Consider the following 20581-nt stretch of genomic DNA (forward strand, 5'->3'; position numbering starts at 1 on the left):
TACGGATATAGTTAAAGCCCGTAGGTTTAATTACCAAAATTATATCTTAGGGTAAATCCTGAACGTATGGTGGTTTGTGGAAATGCAGTGGAAATAGCATAGTCTGCAAAGGCATAATCAAAATAGAAAATGGCAGTTAGGTTTCTACTAAATGCGTAGTCTGCGGAATATTTAAGTCCCCAAATGGTTTGCCCTGAGGTTACTTGATTATTTTCTAAATCTAAATAACGTACTATGGTTTTATTATCTCTTACCGAGATATCGGCTTTCATATTTAAATCACTTACTATACGTTTTTTTGGCCCCGCTAAATTAGACTTTATCCGTACATCTTTTATACGATACCCTAAGCCTATGGCATATTCATTACCTATAACTTCGGTTAATAAATTATTGTCAAAACTTAAAGATAATAGTCTGTCTTTTCTAACCTCAGCAAGGATCTTCATGGAATTTTTCATTTCCATATCAATTCTAACCAATGGACTAAACATTTCTGTTAAGTTAATATTACTAAACAAACGCTCGTTTTTAAAATTCCCTGACTGGTCTTTAGTATCAGGATCTTGACTATCATAATCCAAATTAAAATCTGGGGACGTGAAATCTAAGTTTGTTTGAAACTGATTGATATTATAACTAGAACGATACCCATGAGTTACTGAAAAACGTCTGAAATTCTTTTTAAACCAAGCGAATTTCATAAACCCTGTGTATTTTAAATCCCAGTTTGGGATAGGTACGCTTCTAAATGCGTCTAGTTTTACATTATTTGCATCTTGCCCTGAGTAAGCTGCTAAAAATGCAGGTAATAATACAGCTTGACTATTTTTACCAAAACCTCTAGGAAAACCTTCGGCATCTACATCATTTACATCTGTACCTCTTGCGGCTGCAACTCGTCTTGCTATTGTGAGTCTGTTTGCCCTAAAATCGTTAAACGCATCAGAGCCTGTTTCGTCACTTTTACCAAAGGCTGTCTTTATTAAAACAGTAGAGATATTAAAGTTACCGAAAGTATTAGGTGTTAGCGCTATATAATCCAATGTTGCTGGATCAACTCTAAAGTTTTCAGCAAAATTCTCAAAATAGGTTTTGTTTCCTGAGATATCAATTTTCAAGTCTCTTACTGGCTCTAAACTCGCCGAGATATCTAACTGTTCACTATGGGTTTGCGTAAATTGCTGATTAAACTCTTGGAATGTTGTTAACCAACCGCGTCTCGCTGCTTCTTGCCTTATATCATTTTGTGAACCAAAGGTAAAACCAAATGATGGTTTTAATGTACCTACAAAACCAGGAGTCCTTGTGTAACCAGGTAAAAACGTACCGTTATTTTCTGAATAATTAATTTGTATACGCTTTACACTGGTTAAAATATCTATTCCTGCATTTAATAATTTTGTGCCGGGTTTATTTTTACTTCTAGTTTTTTTTGCATCATTATCTTTCGTTCCTGGAGGTCCTCCAGTACTTCTAGTGCGGGTTCTAACAGTACGTGTTGGCTTCTTCTGCAAACCAATATATTTATATAACCGCCTCATATCCAAACTTGTATTTAAGTTATGGGTATTAGAGTTTTGAACGGTATGCGCTGGTCCTCCTATACCGCCATCTTCTATTTGTCTTTCAAAAAAGTCTGAACCCTTTTGCCATTGAAAATCTCCATTGTACTGGTATGTAGCATCAATAAAACTAAAGGCTGGTATTTTGTTTAAAGGCAGTTGGTAGTTGACACCTAAACTTTGGGTTTGCCTATTGGGGTCTCCAATATCTAAAAGTCCGTCCCATACATCTAGTCTAGGGTCTTGTTCTCCTGCAATTAAATCATCGCCTAGAAAATAATTTCTAACTATATTATTATTTGCTGCTGTAAAATTAAGCTGTAATGCTTTGGTTAAGTTGTAGTTAATGGTATACTGAAAATCAAATGTGTAGTTTCTACGAAATAATTCTTCTACTCCAATATTGCCGCCCGATAAATCTATTTCTCTAAATTTTTGACGATTAAACTGTCTGTTAAGATCAGTGTTTATAGCAAAACTCGTAGGTAACAAATTCACGTTAAATTCTTTCAATAATTTCCAGTATTTCCCTGTAAATAAGGAATCGTTCTTTTTAAAAGGTTCTACTGTAATTGGATTGAAGTTGAATGCGTAATTTGCACCTGCTCTTAAGGTTTTATTTACTGAATTTTCAATTTCAAAATCACGGTGCTCCACTTTATTATAGGAATAATTAAAGGTAAAGTTTTCAACATCGTAAAACCTTGGTGTTTTATCTGTAGTTCTGTTCTTTCTTACGCCTATTAAGTTGATACTTTGACGCCTTGTATAATCTTCTGACTGTTCTTTTACACGATCTTTTCCTTCTTGAGTATCTTCTGCATCAATACGGTCTTGCAATTTTAAATCTTTATAAAACTGATCGAATTTTGGCGTCACTAATTCTTCACTTTGAGCATAATTAAAAGGAATTTGCACACCCCATTTCTTTGGTAATAACTGTCCTGCATTTATATTGGTTACTACATCATATTGCTGAACATCTTCAAGTGCGCGCTCACTTGGCCCTTGCTCTAAAGCACCAAACCCAGATGTACTTTGTCTACCTGTGGCACTTATATTTGCAAAATCTGCTATATTGGTATCCATACTTACCACTGCAGCCCAACCTCCTTCATTATCTAAATCTGACAAGCGTAATTCGTTAAACCACACATTAGCACATACATCACTGTTTGTAGCGTTTTTAACCCCTACCATCAATGTTCTTACATCCCCGAAATTTGGATTACCCTTTATGGCTACACGATGTTGCCCAGTAACATAACCTGTAAGTTCATTTACAACTTCTACTATGTTATCTCCAATAACGTCATAATATGTTGGTTCTCCATCGAGCAAAGTACCATTTGCAATACCTTCAGCTTTAATTTTGCCTAAAATATCAAGAGGTAAGTTAATTTCATTTTCTAATGGCCATACATCTTCTCGTCTTAAAGATCCATTTGGGGATTTTACTAACGGTATCTCAATTTGATAGTAGTTATCATTTAAATCATTACCAATTCTCATGAATCCCACTAAACGCTCAGCGTTAGTATCAGTAAATCCATAATCATCATCTTGAGCGTGTAAAAACATTCTTAAACGTTTATACTGACGCATATCTATATTAATATTTTTAAATACCGCTCGAGAATCTTCAGATTCTAAATCACATACATTAACCACTAGAGCTTGCTCATTTTGACGCACTACTGTATTATTATTAAATAACTGCTCTGGTTCAATCCCTGGAGGCCGTACATAAGACCCTTCGTTATCAATAGTCCCTACAATACCTACTGAAAAATCAGTATCATCATCAGTTGGGTCGTCATTATTGGCTTGTAAGGTTTGGTTATAGCGTCTCCAATCACTTCGTACTAAATCTAATGTTCCAAAACGAAATACTGTATTTTGATTAAACTCTTTCAAATAAGTTCTTACAAAACGAACCGATCTAAAATCTGTAATACCTCCAACGGCTCTAGTACTTTTTGTTACAGGAATCCTGAATAGATACCATTTTGGATATACTACTTCTCCATTTTCAAGTAAACGTCTATTGTCTTCACTTTGTGCTTCCACGTTTTTGGTGTCCACAATAAACTCATTATTAATATTTAATGTAGCTGGTGTAATATCTAGTTCATATTCAAAATAGCTATCAATAGTATTCATAGTGTTATCTCTATTGATATCCTCTACATCTGGTTGTGGATTATTTGCTCTTTGGGTATCTGTAAATACGTCTGGTGTATTCCCTTCAACACCGTTGAATTTTTTATAACGTTCAAAAATACCACCTTCGGCATCTAGGAAAAAGGTATAGTTATCGTTTGAAGGGTCATCCCCAAAAGCGGTTCCAAACTCTTGAATTTCATTAGCATCACTGTACCCGTCGTAACCTACATCTTGATTAGTTCTTTCTTGTCCAGTAGTATCAAAAGCATAAACCAAAGATTGATTTAAAGGCACTACTGTTCCCCAATCTGTTTGAGGTAATAAACTAATATCCCCATCTTCCGGTAAACCATTTTCATATAACTTCCTTCCATCTTTTACTACGTCTTCAGAAATATTCCCTAAGTTAAACACTAGTTTACCTCCTGGATTTGCAGGGTTTTCCTGGAACGGATCTTGTAACCAAAACTCGATATACTCTACATTGGCTTGTTCCAAATCTGTGGAGGTTAATTGACGTGTAATTCCCGCCCAACTCTCTTCTGGATTATCCAAAAACCCATCATTGTTAGCATCTGATTCGTTTAAAGGCTCAAAATTATATGGTCCACGTTCTTCTGGATAATAGGCTAAATCTAAAGTAAATAGAATAGAGTTTTGCCCTTGCACTAAATCTTGTTCTGGAAATAACTCATTGATAAATACACGACTGGTATACAAACTGGATAGGTCTTCATCTGATACGCCGCTTGGTCGTCTTGCACTGTAAAAAATGGGATCTACAGTATACCAATTTAGCATTCCCCTACCATAACCATTTTGGATACCAGCTTGATCTTCAATTTCATTCTCATTACCATTACCATCAACATCCACAGGTCTACTCGATAAAAACCAAGATTGTTGTGCTTTTAAATCAATAGCATTTTGCGTGCCTTCAAAGTCATCAATATACGATGTAGCTTCTCCATTAAGGTCTGTACCTTTTGGTGCACCTGGTGCTAAATAAGCAAATTCTCCACGTAACGAAATATTAGATGGTACATCTGTATCAATATTTGGTAACTTATTAACCATTCTCGTTAGGAAAGGCACTTCTGATGAAAAGTTACCATTAAATCCAAAAATAGTATTATTTATAGGTTCTGACCCAAAATTTGCCTTTTGTGTGATGGGGCGTTCGTTCAAATTTAAAAGTGTACCTGCGATTACGAAATTATCATTGAATTTGTGTTCTACATTAATCCCAGTGAAACGCCTGGTTTGTTGTCCAAATACCGCATTATTTTCAGTAGAAACCTGAATTGGGGTATTAGATGCTTTAAGTGCTTCATCTAAAATTTGTACACGTCCTAATTGATAATTTACCGTATAATCTACACCTTCAACCAGTACACGACCTCCTGCTGTAACTCTTACTGAACCTCGCGGCACATTGAATGCCCCAATAGGGATACCATCTCCGCCACCACTAGAGCTATAGCGCCCTTTTAGCTTAAACTTGTTTTTATCTGCTTCTTCTAATGCTGCAATTTTTGTACTCTTATATAAAATATCATAAACGTACTTTTCCTGATTTGGATTGGTATATACATCTGCTTCGTAGTCCGCATCATTATTATTTGGGTTATCATCATCATCTAAAACATCAAATAAGTAACGACCAAATGGTTCTACTTTAGTAAAAATAATTTTTCCATTTTGTGGTTGTACTGTGATTCCAGGAACAAAGTCAAAAAAACCATCTCCATTGCCTTGAGGGTCATTATTAAAATTCAATTTATCCCAATTAAATAGGCGTATTAAAGTAGTTTCTTCAATTTCTCTATCATCCCCTGGTGTAGTTGGTGTATGGTTATCAAATAGTGGAAACGTTGTACCTTCAACGGGTGTAATGAAATTTAACGGCGAGGCTTCATTATAGAAAATATTTAAGGAAAAATCGTCTTGACTTAAATTAAAAGCACCTGTATCGTAGATGTTTTTCATCATTAAATCCCAGATAGGATGATCAACATTGGTTACACTACTCTTCAACATTTTTAACACCAATGCTTTGTTGGTTACTTGGGTAACTTGTCCTTGGTTATTGGTATCAACTTCATTAGGATTTACACCATCATTAGCAAACTCACCAACTTGGAATACTTGTCCGCCCACTGTAAATTGATAGGCTACTGCTAAAACCTCATCGGCGGTTAAGCGTTGGTTTAATGAAATATAACCTAAATCCGTATTAAATGTATATTCTTGCCCGTTTTGTAGTTTTCTAGCATTTTCAATTTTACCGTAATCAGATCCTTCATTTACATTATTTTGTATGGCTCCAAATCCTTGTTGTGCTGTTGCAATATCACGAATGGCTTCTGTTAAAACAGATCCACTACCAATGGCTGTTGGATCTAGATTATTATTGCTGTTATCTGGAAAAGCACCGGGGCCAGTAGTAACATTTACAGATGCAGAGAACAACTTATCGCTCTCTCCTAAATCCTGTAACGCTACCACATTTCTTACATTATCTGTTCTATTACTTCGGTTAGTAATATATACTTCTAAACGCGTAATTTGTAACCCTCTATTATTGATAAAGGGATAGTTTCTTAATGCTTCATCATAAGTATCTCTAAAATATTGCGCTAAAAAGAAGTGTCGGTTTTCATCATAATCTCTTATGAAAAAATCAAATTCTTCTAAAGTACCTCCACCTTGCGCTACTACAGTATTACCTTGAGATTGTTGCTCAGAAAACACTCCTGTTACTGTTGTTCTACCAAACTGTAATTGTGCTTTTACACCAAATAAACTTTGAGCTCCTGTTATTAAAGAACTGTTTAATGGCATATTTACATTACCAACTTCTATTTTTTGAATGATATCATCCTCAGTTGGCGTGTAATCTAGTTTTATAATATTTTGAAAATCGAAAGTAGATTGCGTATCGTAATTAGCATTTACTTGAAGTCTTGTACCTACTTTACCTAAAAGGCTTAAACTGATACGTTGGTCAAAATCAAACGTAAAATTGCTACGGTTTCTTGGAGAAAAAGACGGATTATCTTGCCTTGAAAACAATACACCTAAATCCATTTCTACAGAACCTTGAGGTACAACTTCAATAGTATTACCTCCAAAAATAGTTTCAAAAAAGCCTGAGTTTACATAAAACTCTGGTAATAAATTTTTCTGTTCATCTTCAGCTCCTTTCTTTTTACCATCAAAAGCATCAATTTTTTCTTTATAATAGTTTTTCAGATTTTCTTTGGCAACTAAATCCTTAAACTCTTTTGGTGTTAAAATTATAGGGTAATTAATATTGAACTCACCAATTTTTTCGGTATAAATATACCTGTCAGTTATAGGATCATAAGTGTATTTAGACTCAATTCCGTTAAGTTTTGGAAACTTAATTTTACCTAAACTAAAACCTGTTTTTGTTGAATCTTGGGTAGGTTGTTGCGCCCATCCTGATACTGAGATAAGTAGGAGGGCTATTAGGGCAACATAGGTTTTAATCGATTTATGACAGCTATGGTTAGTTATGTTCAAAATCTCTTATAAATTTTTTAAGGCTTGTTTTATAATAGTTTCTACAGTAGCATCTGGCTGAGATATCATAATTTTGTCCACAACCCGTTCTGCCTGCTTTTTTGCAAAACCAAGAACTTCTAAAGCAGATAACGCTTCATTCTTGTTGGTATTGTCTTTAGAAACCGAAACTTCGTCAATATCGTATATTTTCAAAATTTTATCTTTTAAATCTATGATGACACGTTGTGCTGTTTTAGCCCCTATACCTTTTATGGACTGAATTAATGCCACATCTCCTGAGGCGATACCTTCTCTAACTTGTTTTGGGGTTAATGAAGATAACATAGTTCTTGCCGTACTAGCACCAATACCACTTACTGAAATTAATAGCCTAAATATTTCGCGTTCTGCTAAAGATGAAAAACCAAATAGTGTATGCGAATCTTCTTTTACTTGAAGATGCGTATACAACTTTAAATGTTCTTTATCTGGAATTTGAGAGAATGTATGTAGCGAAATATTTAACAAATACCCAACACCATTACAATCTATAACAACGTCTGTTGGGTTTTTCTCAATAAGTTTTCCTTGTATATGCGTAATCATATTAAAATCACTCTTAACCAGCCAAATGTAATGAATTTATTTACGTTTTAGCACCTATGAAATATCTTTTTCAAGCTCCCACATTTCCTTATTCTGAGCATCAATAACTGCTATTGCAGTCATGTTTACTATTTCATCAACACTTGCATCTAATTGTAATATATGCACCGGTTTTCGCATACCCATCATGATAGGGCCAATAGAATCAGCCTCATTTAACTCTTTTAATAACTTATATGTAATGTTTGCAGAATCCAGATTAGGAAAAATTAAACTATTCACTTTTCTGCCTACTAATTTTGAAAAAGGAAACTGATCTCGCAACATTTCATCATTTAAAGCAAAGTCTGTTTGTAATTCGCCATCTACCACCAAATCGGGATATTGACGATGTAATATAGCCACCGCTTCTCTTACTTTTGAAGCTCTTTCATTATCTGAGGAACCAAAATTTGAATATGACGTTAATGCCATAACTGGCTCAAAACCAAAAGTTTTTATCACTTTTGATGTCATCACTGCTATTTTAGCTAAATCTTTAGCTGTAGGATCTATATTTATGGATGTATCACTTAAGAACATAGGTCCTCTTTTTGTCATCATCACATTTGTAGTTGCGATTCTAGTTGCACCTTTAGCCATACCTATTAACTCTAACATAGGCTTAACTACTGAAGGGTAATTTCTTGAATATCCTGAAATTAAAGCATCTGCATCTCCTTCATTAACCATCATAGCAGCAAAATAATTTCGCTCACGCATCAAACGTTGAGCTGCATAATAGGTAACACCGCGCCTTTTGCGCTGTTCCCAATATACTTTGGCGTAACGGTTTTTTCGATCGTTTTCTTCTTCTGTCTTTGGATCAACAATAGTAATATCTGCTTCAAAGTCTATTTGCTTCATCAACTCTTCGATAGTTTCTCTTCTACCTAATAATATAGGAATAGCAATGCCTTCCTCATGAGCAATTTGTGCAGCTTTTAAAACAGCTAATTGATCTGCTTCTGCGTATACTACACGTTTAGGGTTTAGTTTTGCACGACTTAAAAGTAATCTTACCAGCTTGTTATCTGAACCCAAGCGTTCTCTTAGTGAATCTTTGTATTTGTCCCAGTCTGTAATTTCAAATTGAGCTACACCACTTTCCATTGCTGCCTTTGCTACAGCAGGAGGAATTTCTGCTATAAGTCGAGGATCAAATGGTTTTGGAATAATGTATTTTCTACCAAAAGCCAAACGTGTTTGCTCGTAAGCTACATTTACTTGTTCGGGCACCGGTTCCTTAGCTAAAGCGGCTAATGCTTTAACCGCAGCCATTTTCATTTCTTCATTAATGCAAGTGGCACGAACATCTAGTGCGCCTCTAAAGATAAATGGAAAACCTAAAACATTATTTACCTGGTTAGGATGATCACTACGTCCAGTAGCCATAATAATATCATCTCTTGTATCTACAGCAAGTTGATATTTTATTTCTGGATCTGGGTTAGCCATAGCAAAAACTATAGGATCTTTTGCCATAGCTTTAAGCATTTCAGGAGAAACAATGTCTGCCATTGATAGTCCTATAAATACATCAGCATCCTCCATTGCTTCATCTAAAGTATCTATTTTTCTGTGCGTGGCGAATTCTGCTTTTTGAGAGGTAAGGTTATCTCTATCATCTCTAATAACACCTTTGCTATCTAACATTACCATATTTTCCCGCCTTGCACCACAAGATTGATACAAACGTGAGCAAGAAATTGCTGCCGCACCTGCACCACTGATCACAATTTTTACATCCTCAATGTTTTTATTAGCAAGTTCTAAAGCGTTTATTAAGGCCGCTGCAGAAATAATTGCTGTACCATGTTGGTCATCGTGCATTACCGGAATATCCAGTTCTTCTTTGAGTCGACGCTCTATTTCAAAAGCTTCTGGCGCTTTGATATCCTCTAAATTTATACCTCCAAAAGTAGGCGCTATATTTTTTACCGTTTCAATAAAAGCATCTACATTTTTAGTATCTACTTCTATATCAAACACATCAATATCTGCAAAAATTTTAAAAAGCAACCCCTTACCTTCCATAACGGGTTTTGATGCTTCGGGACCAATATCGCCAAGACCTAATACTGCTGTTCCATTAGAAATTACAGCTACTAAATTCCCTTTGGCTGTGTAACGATACGCATTGTTTTTGTCTTTTTCAATCTCTAAACAAGGCTCTGCTACACCTGGAGAATATGCTAAAGACAAATCTCTCTGACTTGCGTATTTCTTGGTAGGAACTACTTTTATTTTTCCTGGAGTGGGTTTAGCGTGGTATATTAGTGCTTCTCTTCGCTTACTTTCTTCGCTCATAATAATGGATTGTCAACTAAACCAACAAATATAACAATCCTACGAAGTAAACGCCTAATCTTTTAAGAAATTGATATTTCTTTTTAAACCTAAAAAACACAACTTAGAAAGCATAAAATTTACTTTCTCCTAATTCAGTATAATCTATTGTGAAGTTATACGTGTTAAGATTTACCTTAAGGTGGGCAAACTCATTTTCATTAACCCATTTGATATCGATGATTTTGTGTGAAGACGTATTGATTTCCACAGACCCTGAAAATGCTTTTGATGTATTTCTTAACCTCAACAATTTTAACTGATTTAAAACCACATCTTTTTTAAGCCCTTCTTCTATATCTTCTACCGAAAGCGTTGTTCTGTTAATTTCCTTATGTCCACCACTGCCTGCATTATCTGCAGCTTTATAATCATTTTTACCCGCAAAAATATCCAAGTACCAAACTTGTGGTATTCCTGGCATAAACATTTGAATAGCTCTTGCCAATAATAATTTTTGCTCACTTTCTCCTAATGCACTGAAAAACGTAGCATTAACTTGGTAATAGGATATTTTTTTACCATTTGGTCCGTATAAATTTTTAACTCTCCCGCCCCGTTCAATAATAATATCCATGATGTCTTCTATATCTTCATCCAAGAGCAGCCCTTTATAATATACGCTATCTACTTCTTTTCCTTTTAAATCTAAAACAGGTATACCATCATGACACCCTAACATATTAACTGTTTTATAGCCTTTATCAATAATCTCGTTAGCCCAATTTAACAACGCATTGCTATCTTTTTTTTCGATAGTATGAATCATTAAACCTGGTAGAAAAAAATCATATATTTGATAGCCTTTTTTTGCTACCTCATCATGCAAATATGTACCATATTCTGCATGTATTTCTGGTAAAAGCGTTAAATTATTTTTATCTGCAATTTGCTTGATACGCTCAAGATAATCCCAAGTTCCTGGTTTATTAAAAAAGTTTGATGCCCCAACAGCTTTATGCAAATATGCAAAAGCATCCAGTCGCAATATTTTGCACCCGTAACTACTAACTTTTTGCAGGGTGTCCTTGTAAAAATCCCAAACCAGTTGAGATGTTGCATTAACATCCATCTGCCCCAAAACACTGTTATCTGCATTTGTCTTTTGGTAAAACGTATTCCAATAAGGCTCTTCTGATCCATCAGGAAAAGGCACTTTTAAAACTGGCAATCCTGATTTTCGCATAAATAATTTGTCTAGAAATTCTTTTTTAGGAATGACGATGCCATCCTCTCCCATAGCACCATTACCCTCCCAAAAGGTATTCCAGTTGATAAAAAAATCCTTGTATTTTGATTGATTTCCGTTTTTAAGCAGGTCTTTAAATTGAGGGGATGCCACCGATAAGTGATTTAATACAATATCCAACTTTAGTTGAATATTGAGCTGCTCTAAATCTTCCAAATCAGACTTTGACACTAATTCTTCATTACGATTATAATCAATTATAGAAAATCCCCTATCTAAATCACTATTAAAGAATGTTGGCAATATGTAAAATAACGAAAATACATCTTTAAACTCTGAGCGTTTAAGCATATTAATAGTATCGCTAAGTGTTCTGCCAATACTATCTGGGTATGCATTTAACATAACACCGTTTGCAATATTAGAGTCTTTCAACATCGTTTAATTTTATAAAAGTTCTGATAAAATATTAATGTTATCTGGTAATCTACCTACATTTTGAAGTTTTAACGCTGCCAGCTGTAGTGCTACTTCCAAGCATTTCTCTATAGGGCGTTTTTTTATGTAAGCAAACAAAAAACCAGACCAAAAGGCATCTCCAGCTCCTGTGGCATCTTGCACAACATCAATTTGTATAGCTGGTAATTGGATAATATCTTTCCCTTTTTCTGATAGCTTTACGCCTTTACTCCCTAGAGTTAAACATATCGTATCAACCCCTTCTGAATGAAAGAAATTAAAAATATCCTCATGTGGAAGTTGTTGCCCAAAGAGCCTTAACATATCATCTTCACTAATCTTTACTAAGGGATTAAATTTACAGTACGATTTTATTACCTCAATGGCTTCTTCTTGGCTGTTCCATAATTTTTCAGCGTAGTTTACATCGATACTTAATTTACAACCTAAATTGAACGCTTCTTCAGCCTTTTTTAATATGGTAACTTTCGCTGGGTTTTTACTTAAAGCAAAACATGTAGTATGAAATATGTTTGTTTTTAAAAGTAAATCTGCGGAGATTTGATGTTCAGCAATATATGCATCTGCTTTTCTAAAAGGTATGAAATCTGGTGTACTGTCGGTTTTTGATACAAAAACGACACTCGTAGGTTTGTCGTTAATTGTTGCAATGTAACTTGTGTTGACACCAACACCCGTAAGTCGCTCAAAAATATATTCTCCAAAACCATCATTGCCCACAGTTGCTACTAAAACAGACTTTAAACCTAATCTCGCTGAATTCATAGCTACATTTGCTGGCGAACCCCCTAAATACCTATGATAGTCTCTTGTATCATTTATAAGTACACCTGTTTGGTGCCCTATAAAATCTACAAGAACCTCACCTACACATAAAATGTCTATATCTTTTATATTCTCTTCCAAAATTATTTTTTCAAAAAATTAATGTCCACCACTTCCCGAAACAATTATATCTTCATCGCCTCCAATAGACTTTGGTTGTTTTAACCTCAACGCCAAAATCCCAGCTATTATGAAAAACACTCCACCTAATAGTATGGCTTTAACCGCACTATTATCTAGTAGATGTTTTACTATGGGACCAAATGTTACCGTTTGGATTCCCATTGGAATTACTATCATCATGTTTAAAATCCCCATATATACCCCACGTCGTTCTTGAGGCACAATTTTAGACACCATAGAATACGGAATACCCATCATTGCAGCCCAACCAACACCAAATAATATCATAGGTAAGATTACCAAAAGCGAATCTTGAATGTATGGAATACTTAGCATTGCTATTCCTGTTAAAAACAGACTAAACACATATACTTTTTTACCGCCAAATTTTAAAGCTAGTGGCACTAGGGCTAGCGCAAAAATTATTGTTGATATATTGTATGTAGTATTCATTTTAGCAGCCTGACTTAGGGCTTCAGAACTGTTTAACCCCATACTTTCTTTAAACATTGGCGCTATAAATTGCCAATACACAAACAAGGCATACCACTGAAATAAATATACACCAGATAACTTCCACATAAACTTGGGCATATCTTTTATAGCACTAACTATCTCTAAAAATGGTGTTTTTATCCTTTCTGAAAAGGATAGTCTATTATGCTTTTTAATAGCTTCCAATTCTTCTTCAGATGGTGGTATTTCTGGTGTTTTTAGCACTGACCATAGAATTGTTGAAATGGACAAAACAGCCCCTATAAAAAAGGAATAGTACAACCATTTTGGTATTGAGGTTACACTTTCGGTAACTTCTTCTACTCCACCAAACCAATCCTGAAAAAGAAAAATAGAGGCGTTTGCCAATACGATACCTGCACCAACAAATAAACTCTGCATTTGGTAGCCAAAACTTAATTGACGATTTGGTAATTTATCTCCTACAAAAGCTCTGTATGGCTCCATTGCCATGTTGTTCCCTACATCTAGAATCCACAGTAACCCTACCGCAAACCATAATGCCGGACTAAACGGAAAAGCGAATAAACATAAACTCCCCAACAAAGCTCCTATTAAAAAGAAAGGCTTACGTCTTCCCCATCGTGGCGACCATGTTTTATCTGAAATTGCCCCAATAATAGGCTGTATAATTAAACCTGTTACAGGGCCAGCTAAATTTAATAATGGTAACTGGTCGTGCTCTGCACCTAAAAATGAAAAAATAGGATTTACAGCTGTTTGTTGTAAACCAAAACTATACTGAATCCCCAGAAAACCGACATTCATATTAAAAATCTGCCAAAAGGATAATTTTGGTTTTGCTATTTTCATCTTATTTTGTTTTTTCTATTAAACTTTTTAGAAAGCCCTTAAAATTAGTTACATCATTCATCTTTAAGCTTCTTCCATTTATATCTACTACGGGAAGTGATATAGCATCTAGAGGTATTCCTGCATTTTGCAATTTTTCCACCATCTCTTTTTGCTTTTCTAGGCGCACATCTACATCATAATACACAAATTCTACATGCTGTTCTTTTAAAAACACTTTAGTGTCTGTGCAATAATGGCACGTATCACTACCATACACAATTACGGTATCCTGTTTTACTACTTCTTTATCTGTACGTTTATCTTGACCAAAACCTATTAAACCAAAAGTTAAACTAAATACTACACACAACACAAAACCTCTCATATTTTAACTTTTTTATTTGGATGACAAAAAGAGTTGGACCTTATTTAACTCCAACTCTTTTATTAACAACCTGAAATCAAACTAAACTAACCCATTTTTTAAAACTTATACTGTAACGACAGTGTAGTGGAACGACCACTAATTGATCTTGCTCTTACTAAACGATTTGAACCAAAAGCGCCATCTCCATTTCCTTCAACTTCTGTGATACCAACTGTATCAAAGAGATTGTTTACACTCAATACAAGAGAAAGCCCATCTGTTAAACCTGCTCTACCTATTAAGTTAAAGTAAGCATAAGCTGGCATTACTAAATCGTTATCATCTTGTGCATAAGATTTTGTTGTACCTAATATGCTTAATGCCAAACCATGCTGACTGTTTTCTCCAAAATTATATGATGGCGATAAGTTATAAACCAAATCTGCTTGTCTTCTAGGTTTGTTCCCTTTATTGTCTCCACCATCTATTTCGGCTTTTGTCCAAGTAAACGAACCATTAAAGTTGAAGTTTTCTCCAAAGGCAAGTGCTGTTTCTGCTTCAATACCTAATGCTTTAAATGGATTACCTACAGATCTGTTTAATTCATTACTCAACCCTTCATCAGTATTACTCATAAATCCTGTAAGGTTAAGCACTCCATTGTTTAATCTTTTCTTGAAACCAACTTCTAATTGTGATACTTCATCGTACTGCACATCTGCCTTACCATCTGTACCATAATTATTTCTATCTGGAGCTCTTCCTGATGCACCAGAACTATATCTTGCAAATACAGCTGATCCTTGATTCAATTTATAATTTAAACCTGCTGAGAAAGACACAAAGTTATAATCGTCATTTATTATTTGTCCCGCATTACCTGCAATTACCGGTACCACTTGCTCTATCCCTTCTATTGTACCATTTCCATCATAATCATATGAATCTTGGCTACTAGGTCCATTAGCTATTGTTCCATTTACATTTACGTTTTCAAAACGTATACTTCCATCAAAATTTAATTTTTCGGTTATCTCTGCATCAACACCTACATACGGCGAATTCACATTGTGTACAGTATTATATCTACGCTGGCAACAATTACCCCATACTGGCGTACCATAAGAGTATTGTCCGTTTCTTGAGAAACCATCAAAATCTGCCAATCTTGCTTCTCCACCACCTTTAACTTCAGAAATAAATGAACTCCATTGCCATCCTATTTTTGTGTTTTGAGTTGCCGTAAACAATCCTGCAGTTACGCCAACATTATCACTTAATTTTTTTGAGATTTTTACATCACTAAAAAAGTTACTTAAGTCATCTACCGTTACATCAAACATGTGTATAATTTGAGCCAAACCATTTGATGGGTTAAATACTTCTCTATCGCCATCAGCATATACCAAAGTACCTGTAGCATTTGAAGCGTCTCTGGCTGTAGTTTCAATTTCAGAAACTGTACCTACTGCTGCTGTAAATGGCGATACCCATTCTCCGCTATTATTAGAGTAACGCGCTTTACCTGCTATTTTCCAATCGCTTCCCAAGTCAAAAGAAAACTCAGTCCCTAATGATTTAGACACAGGATTGTTTCCATTTCTAACATCATTTACATGTCTTCCACCTCCATCAAAAGGATTTGTTCCAGCACTTTGTTGTAAGTATGCTGAGTGTTGAGAATCACTAGTAATATCAAAACCTGGTAAATTTGAAAATGTTGGATCATCATTGTTTCCTTCCAATAACATTGGCATAGGTAAATACATCACAGATCTATCATTTAATAGTTTAGCATAAACTCGCACATAACCCGCATCAAATCTTTTTGTAAGATTTGCTTTAAATTGCCCTCCTTTATTACCTTGATACCCTATATCTCTAGGACCTTCTCCTGTTCTAATAAAACCACCGAAGTGATAAGACATTCCATTTTCTAATGGTGCACCATACTCGAAATCCAACCTACTTGTTTGGTAATCTAACCCAAAAGTTGTCCCTAAAGAACCTCCTTCTGTAGCACCAGTTTTACTAATCATATTAATAATACCTGCTGGACCATTAGACGTTTGCGTAGATGCTGAACCCCCTCTAATAGCCTCAACTCTTCCTATGTTAGAATCTATTCTTAAAAAATTATCCGCATTTCCAAAAGACGTATCTCCAAATAAATTTAATGGTAATCCATCTTCTTGAATTTGAAAATATCTTGATCCCCCTGAAGAAATTGGCACACCACGTACATTAAAGTTTGCATTACCCTCACCTCCTGAAGACTCTGCACGAATACCAGGAATATTTCTAAAAAGTTCACCCGAACTCCTTGGTGCAGCCTGTTCTATCAACTCTATATCCATAGTTGAAACAGATACACTGGATTCTATTTTAGATTTAGGATTAACAACACCTGTTACAATGATCTGATCTAAAGATTGCGCATCCTCTTTCATAATAACATCTACTGTAATATCATTACCTTGTACAGTAACCTGTTGCGAAAACTTTGCGTACCCTAAAAATGTAGCAGATAATGTGTAATCGCCATTTTCTATATCGTTAATAATATAATTTCCATCAAAATCTGTAACTGCTCCTTTAGTAGTACCTTCTAAAATAACATTTACACCTGGCAATGGCACTCCTGCTTCGTCTTTAACGTTTCCCGATATTGATTGTGCGATTAATGCGCTTGTAGATAACAGCATCAATACCAATAAAAACGTACTTTTTTTAATTGCATTCATTTTTGTCTTTTTTAGTTATTCGATAAATAATTGAGTTGATTTTTGTCAAATCTATATTTATAAGCCATATAAAATATGTTTTTATTAATCGAAAACGTTTTCGAAAATAACGAAAACGTTTTCGATTTTATATTTTTAATATATTTATTACCTGAAATTAAACTCATTTTTAATGAAAATTGTTACTCTAAGAGATATTGCAGAACAATTAAACATTTCTGTAACCACAGTTTCTAAAGCACTAAAGGATTATCCTGATGTTAGCAAAAAAACTAAATTGCAGGTACGAGAACTTGCTAAAACCCTAAATTATAAGCCCAACGCTTTTGCTGTTAACCTAAGAACTAGAGAATCTAAAACCATTGGTCTAATTATCCCTGTGATTGTGCATCATTTTTTTTCGAATGTTATTAAAGGTATTATTTCCCAAGCTGAAAAAAAAGGGTACCTGGTTATTATTCTTCAATCGGATGAATCTTATGAATTAGAAAAAAAGCAAGTTGAATTATTATTAAGTCAACGTGTAGATGGTATTATTATCTCTTTAGCTAATGGCACTGCTAAGTATGATCATTTAAATGAAATTATCGCTCAAGGAAAACCTTTAGTAATGTTCGATAAAATTGCTAAAATGGTAAAGTGTTCAAAAGTTATAATAGACGATAGAAAAGCGGCTTATACCGCAACGCAACATTTAATTGATATTGGTTGTAAACGCATTGCCCACTTTAGAGGAGCTCTGTTACCACAAAACTCTATTGATAGGTTTTTAGGCTACAAAAAAGCTTTGTTAGATAATGACTTGCCTTACGATCCGTCCTTGGTGTATATCTGTGAATGCGGCGATATGAGTTTTGAAGAGGGTAAAAAAAATGCAAAACAATTGTTAGAAGATCATGATGATGTAGATGGTATTTTTATAAATACTGATTTGGTTGCTATAGGTGCCATGACTGCATTTCAGGAAATGGGCGTAAAAATTCCTGAAGACATTAGTATTGTTGGGTTTAGTAATTGGTTTATGTCGTCTGTAATATCCCCAAGTCTTACCACTATAAATCAACCAGGGTTTGAAATGGGAAAAAGGGCCTTTAAACAACTTTTTAAAGAAATTAAAGCCCGCAAAAAAGAGAAACCTTTTGAACCTAAAACCGTGGTTTTAGAAACAGATTTGATTGTTAGAACATCAACAAAAACTAATATTACTTAATCTTTTAAGAAATTGATATTTCGGTTTAATCCAGAGAATTTAGTGCGTTTTACTGCTGATTTTTTAAATACCTTTCTAAAGGTTTCTTCTGTGATGTCCTCCCAATCTTTTTTTGACATACTTAATAATTCTGGATGTGGATTGAATAGTGGCTCACTATGTGATTTTGAGAATCTATTCCATGGGCATACATCTTGACAGACATCGCAACCAAACATCCAATCATCAAACTTTCCTTTAAATTCTGTAGGTATATTGTCTTTGAGTTCTATAGTGAAATATGAAATGCATTTACTGCCATCTACAACATAAGGCTCAACAATAGCTTCTGTTGGGCAGGCGTCAATACATGCCGTACAAGTGCCACAATGATCTGTTACTGGTGTATCGTACTCTAACTCTAAATCAATAATAAGCTCAGCAATAAAATAGAAAGAACCTATTTGCTGTGTTAGTAAATTAGAGTGTTTCCCAATCCATCCCAAACCAGATTTTGCTGCCCAAGCTTTATCTAAAACGGGTGCTGAATCTACAAAAGCACGTCCATTAACTTCCCCTATTTCATCTTGAATAAAGTGCAATAGTGATTTTAGTTTGTCTTTGATAACGAAATGGTAATCTGTACCATAGGCGTACTTTGATAGTTTATAGCTTTCTGTGTTTTGTGTTTCTGAAGGAAAATAATTTAGTAACAAGGATACTACACTTTTTGAATCTTCAACTAATTTTGTGGGATCTAAGCGTTTATCAAAATGGTTTTCCATATAACGCATCTCTCCGTGCATATTTTGGTTTAACCATCGTTCTAATCGTGGTGCTTCTTCTTCTAAAAATTCGGCTTTACTAATACCACAAGACAAAAAACCGAGGCGTTTGGCTTCGGTTTTAATGATAGAAGCCCTCTCTCTAGCTCTCTCCCGAGGGGAGAGAGAACTCATACTCAAGTCTTTCTTTCTACTCATAATATTTCCTCCCCTTTGAGGAGGCAAGGTGGGTTTTAGAACAGCCCCCCTTGAATATTTCCTTTAATTTTCCCTAAGTGCTTATATGCTTGCTCTGTTACTTCGCGTCCACGAGGGGTACGCATAATGAATCCTTGCTGGATCAGAAAGGGTTCATATACTTCTTCTATAGTTTCAGGGCTTTCACTTACTGCAGTGGCAATAGTGGTAATCCCTACAGGACCTCCTTTAAATTTATCGATGATGGTAGATAAAATTTTATTGTCCATTTCATCTAAACCATGGGCATCTACATTTAATGCCTCTAATGCAAACTTTGCTATTTTTATATCAATACTACCGTTTCCTTTTATTTGTGCAAAATCTCTAACACGTCGCAATAATGCATTTGCTATACGTGGTGTCCCTCTACTTCGTCCTGCAATTTCAACAGCTGCTTCCATAGAAATTGGAACATCCAAAATCATCGCACTACGTTGAACAATAGTAGTCAATAAATCGGTTTTATAATATTGCAGCCTACTTTGAATCCCAAAACGTGCACGCATGGGAGAGGTTAACAATCCTGAACGCGTTGTTGCTCCTACTAACGTAAACGGACTTAAATTGATTTGGACTGTACGGGCATTTGGCCCTGTTTCAATCATAATATCAATCTTGTAATCTTCCATAGCGGAGTACAGGTATTCCTCAACAATAGGGCTTAAGCGATGGATTTCATCTATGAACAAAACGTCACGTTCATCCAAATTCGTTAATAAGCCAGCTAAATCTCCTGGTTTATCTAAAACTGGCCCTGAAGTTACTTTGATACCAACATCTAACTCATTTGCTAAAATATGGGCTAACGTTGTTTTACCCAATCCTGGAGGTCCATGAAATAAAGTATGATCTAAAGCTTCTCCTCTTAAATTGGCTGCTTTTACAAAAATTTGAAGATTTTCCAACACTTGGTCTTGCCCCGTAAAATCATTAAAGGCTAATGGCCTCAACTTTTTTTCTACATCAAATTCTTCCGGAGAAAAATTATCGTTTGTTGGATCTAGGTTTTCGTTCATTACAACTTCAAATAAAAGTGGGAATTGCTTTTTAAAAGATTTTTTGGCAGGTTCCT

General features: G+C 34.9%; 11 protein-coding genes. 1 reads left to right on the forward strand and 10 read right to left on the reverse strand.

Annotated elements, in window-relative coordinates; translation table 11 throughout:
- Positions 1-26 precede the first annotated feature (26 nt).
- From sov to EYD46_RS07490, 8 genes are all read right to left on the reverse strand, one after another.
- Entirely contained in the window at positions 27-7280 is a 7254-nt protein-coding gene (gene sov, locus EYD46_RS07455; protein ID WP_130936452.1) for a T9SS outer membrane translocon Sov/SprA, read from the reverse strand.
- A gap of 6 nt (positions 7281-7286) precedes the next feature.
- Positions 7287-7868: a Holliday junction branch migration protein RuvA gene (gene ruvA, locus EYD46_RS07460; protein WP_130936453.1), complete on the reverse strand. Its 582-nt coding sequence runs from the start codon at positions 7866-7868 to the stop codon at positions 7287-7289.
- A gap of 54 nt (positions 7869-7922) precedes the next feature.
- Positions 7923-10217, reverse strand: a complete 2295-nt coding sequence (locus EYD46_RS07465; protein WP_130936454.1) for an NADP-dependent malic enzyme — start codon at positions 10215-10217, stop codon at positions 7923-7925.
- Between the two features lie 103 nt (positions 10218-10320).
- The gene (gene gtfA, locus EYD46_RS07470) at positions 10321-11883 is read right to left on the reverse strand and encodes a sucrose phosphorylase (protein ID WP_130936455.1); all 1563 of its coding nucleotides are present in this window, start codon (positions 11881-11883) and stop codon (positions 10321-10323) included.
- Between the two features lie 9 nt (positions 11884-11892).
- Positions 11893-12831 carry a carbohydrate kinase family protein gene (locus tag EYD46_RS07475; RefSeq protein ID WP_229731320.1) on the reverse strand — a complete coding sequence of 313 codons (939 nt, stop codon included), beginning with the start codon at positions 12829-12831 and terminating at the stop codon, positions 11893-11895.
- An 18-nt stretch (positions 12832-12849) separates the two neighbouring features.
- The gene (locus EYD46_RS07480) at positions 12850-14202 is read right to left on the reverse strand and encodes an MFS transporter (RefSeq protein ID WP_130936456.1); all 1353 of its coding nucleotides are present in this window, start codon (positions 14200-14202) and stop codon (positions 12850-12852) included.
- A 1-nt stretch (position 14203) separates the two neighbouring features.
- The gene (locus EYD46_RS07485; protein ID WP_130936457.1) at positions 14204-14569 is read right to left on the reverse strand and encodes a glutaredoxin family protein; all 366 of its coding nucleotides are present in this window, start codon (positions 14567-14569) and stop codon (positions 14204-14206) included.
- A gap of 98 nt (positions 14570-14667) precedes the next feature.
- Positions 14668-17295 (reverse strand): TonB-dependent receptor, encoded by a 2628-nt coding sequence (locus EYD46_RS07490; RefSeq protein WP_130936458.1) that lies wholly within the window; start codon positions 17293-17295, stop codon positions 14668-14670.
- Between the two features lie 172 nt (positions 17296-17467).
- On the opposite strand from EYD46_RS07490, the gene EYD46_RS07495 reads away from it, so the two are divergent.
- The gene (locus tag EYD46_RS07495; RefSeq protein WP_130936459.1) at positions 17468-18505 is read left to right on the forward strand and encodes a LacI family DNA-binding transcriptional regulator; all 1038 of its coding nucleotides are present in this window, start codon (positions 17468-17470) and stop codon (positions 18503-18505) included.
- Here the strand turns inward: EYD46_RS07495 and queG are convergent.
- Both queG and ruvB read right to left on the reverse strand, forming a co-directional pair.
- Positions 18502-19443: a tRNA epoxyqueuosine(34) reductase QueG gene (queG, locus tag EYD46_RS07500; protein ID WP_130936783.1), complete on the reverse strand. Its 942-nt coding sequence runs from the start codon at positions 19441-19443 to the stop codon at positions 18502-18504. The two genes, EYD46_RS07495 and queG, sit on opposite strands and share 4 nt — an antisense overlap.
- A 59-nt stretch (positions 19444-19502) precedes the next feature.
- Positions 19503-20525, reverse strand: a complete 1023-nt coding sequence (gene ruvB / locus EYD46_RS07505) for a Holliday junction branch migration DNA helicase RuvB (protein ID WP_130936460.1) — start codon at positions 20523-20525, stop codon at positions 19503-19505.
- Positions 20526-20581: the final 56 nt, after the last annotated feature.

It is taken from the genome of Hyunsoonleella pacifica, assembly GCF_004310335.1.
GTDB lineage: Bacteria > Bacteroidota > Bacteroidia > Flavobacteriales > Flavobacteriaceae > Jejuia > Jejuia pacifica.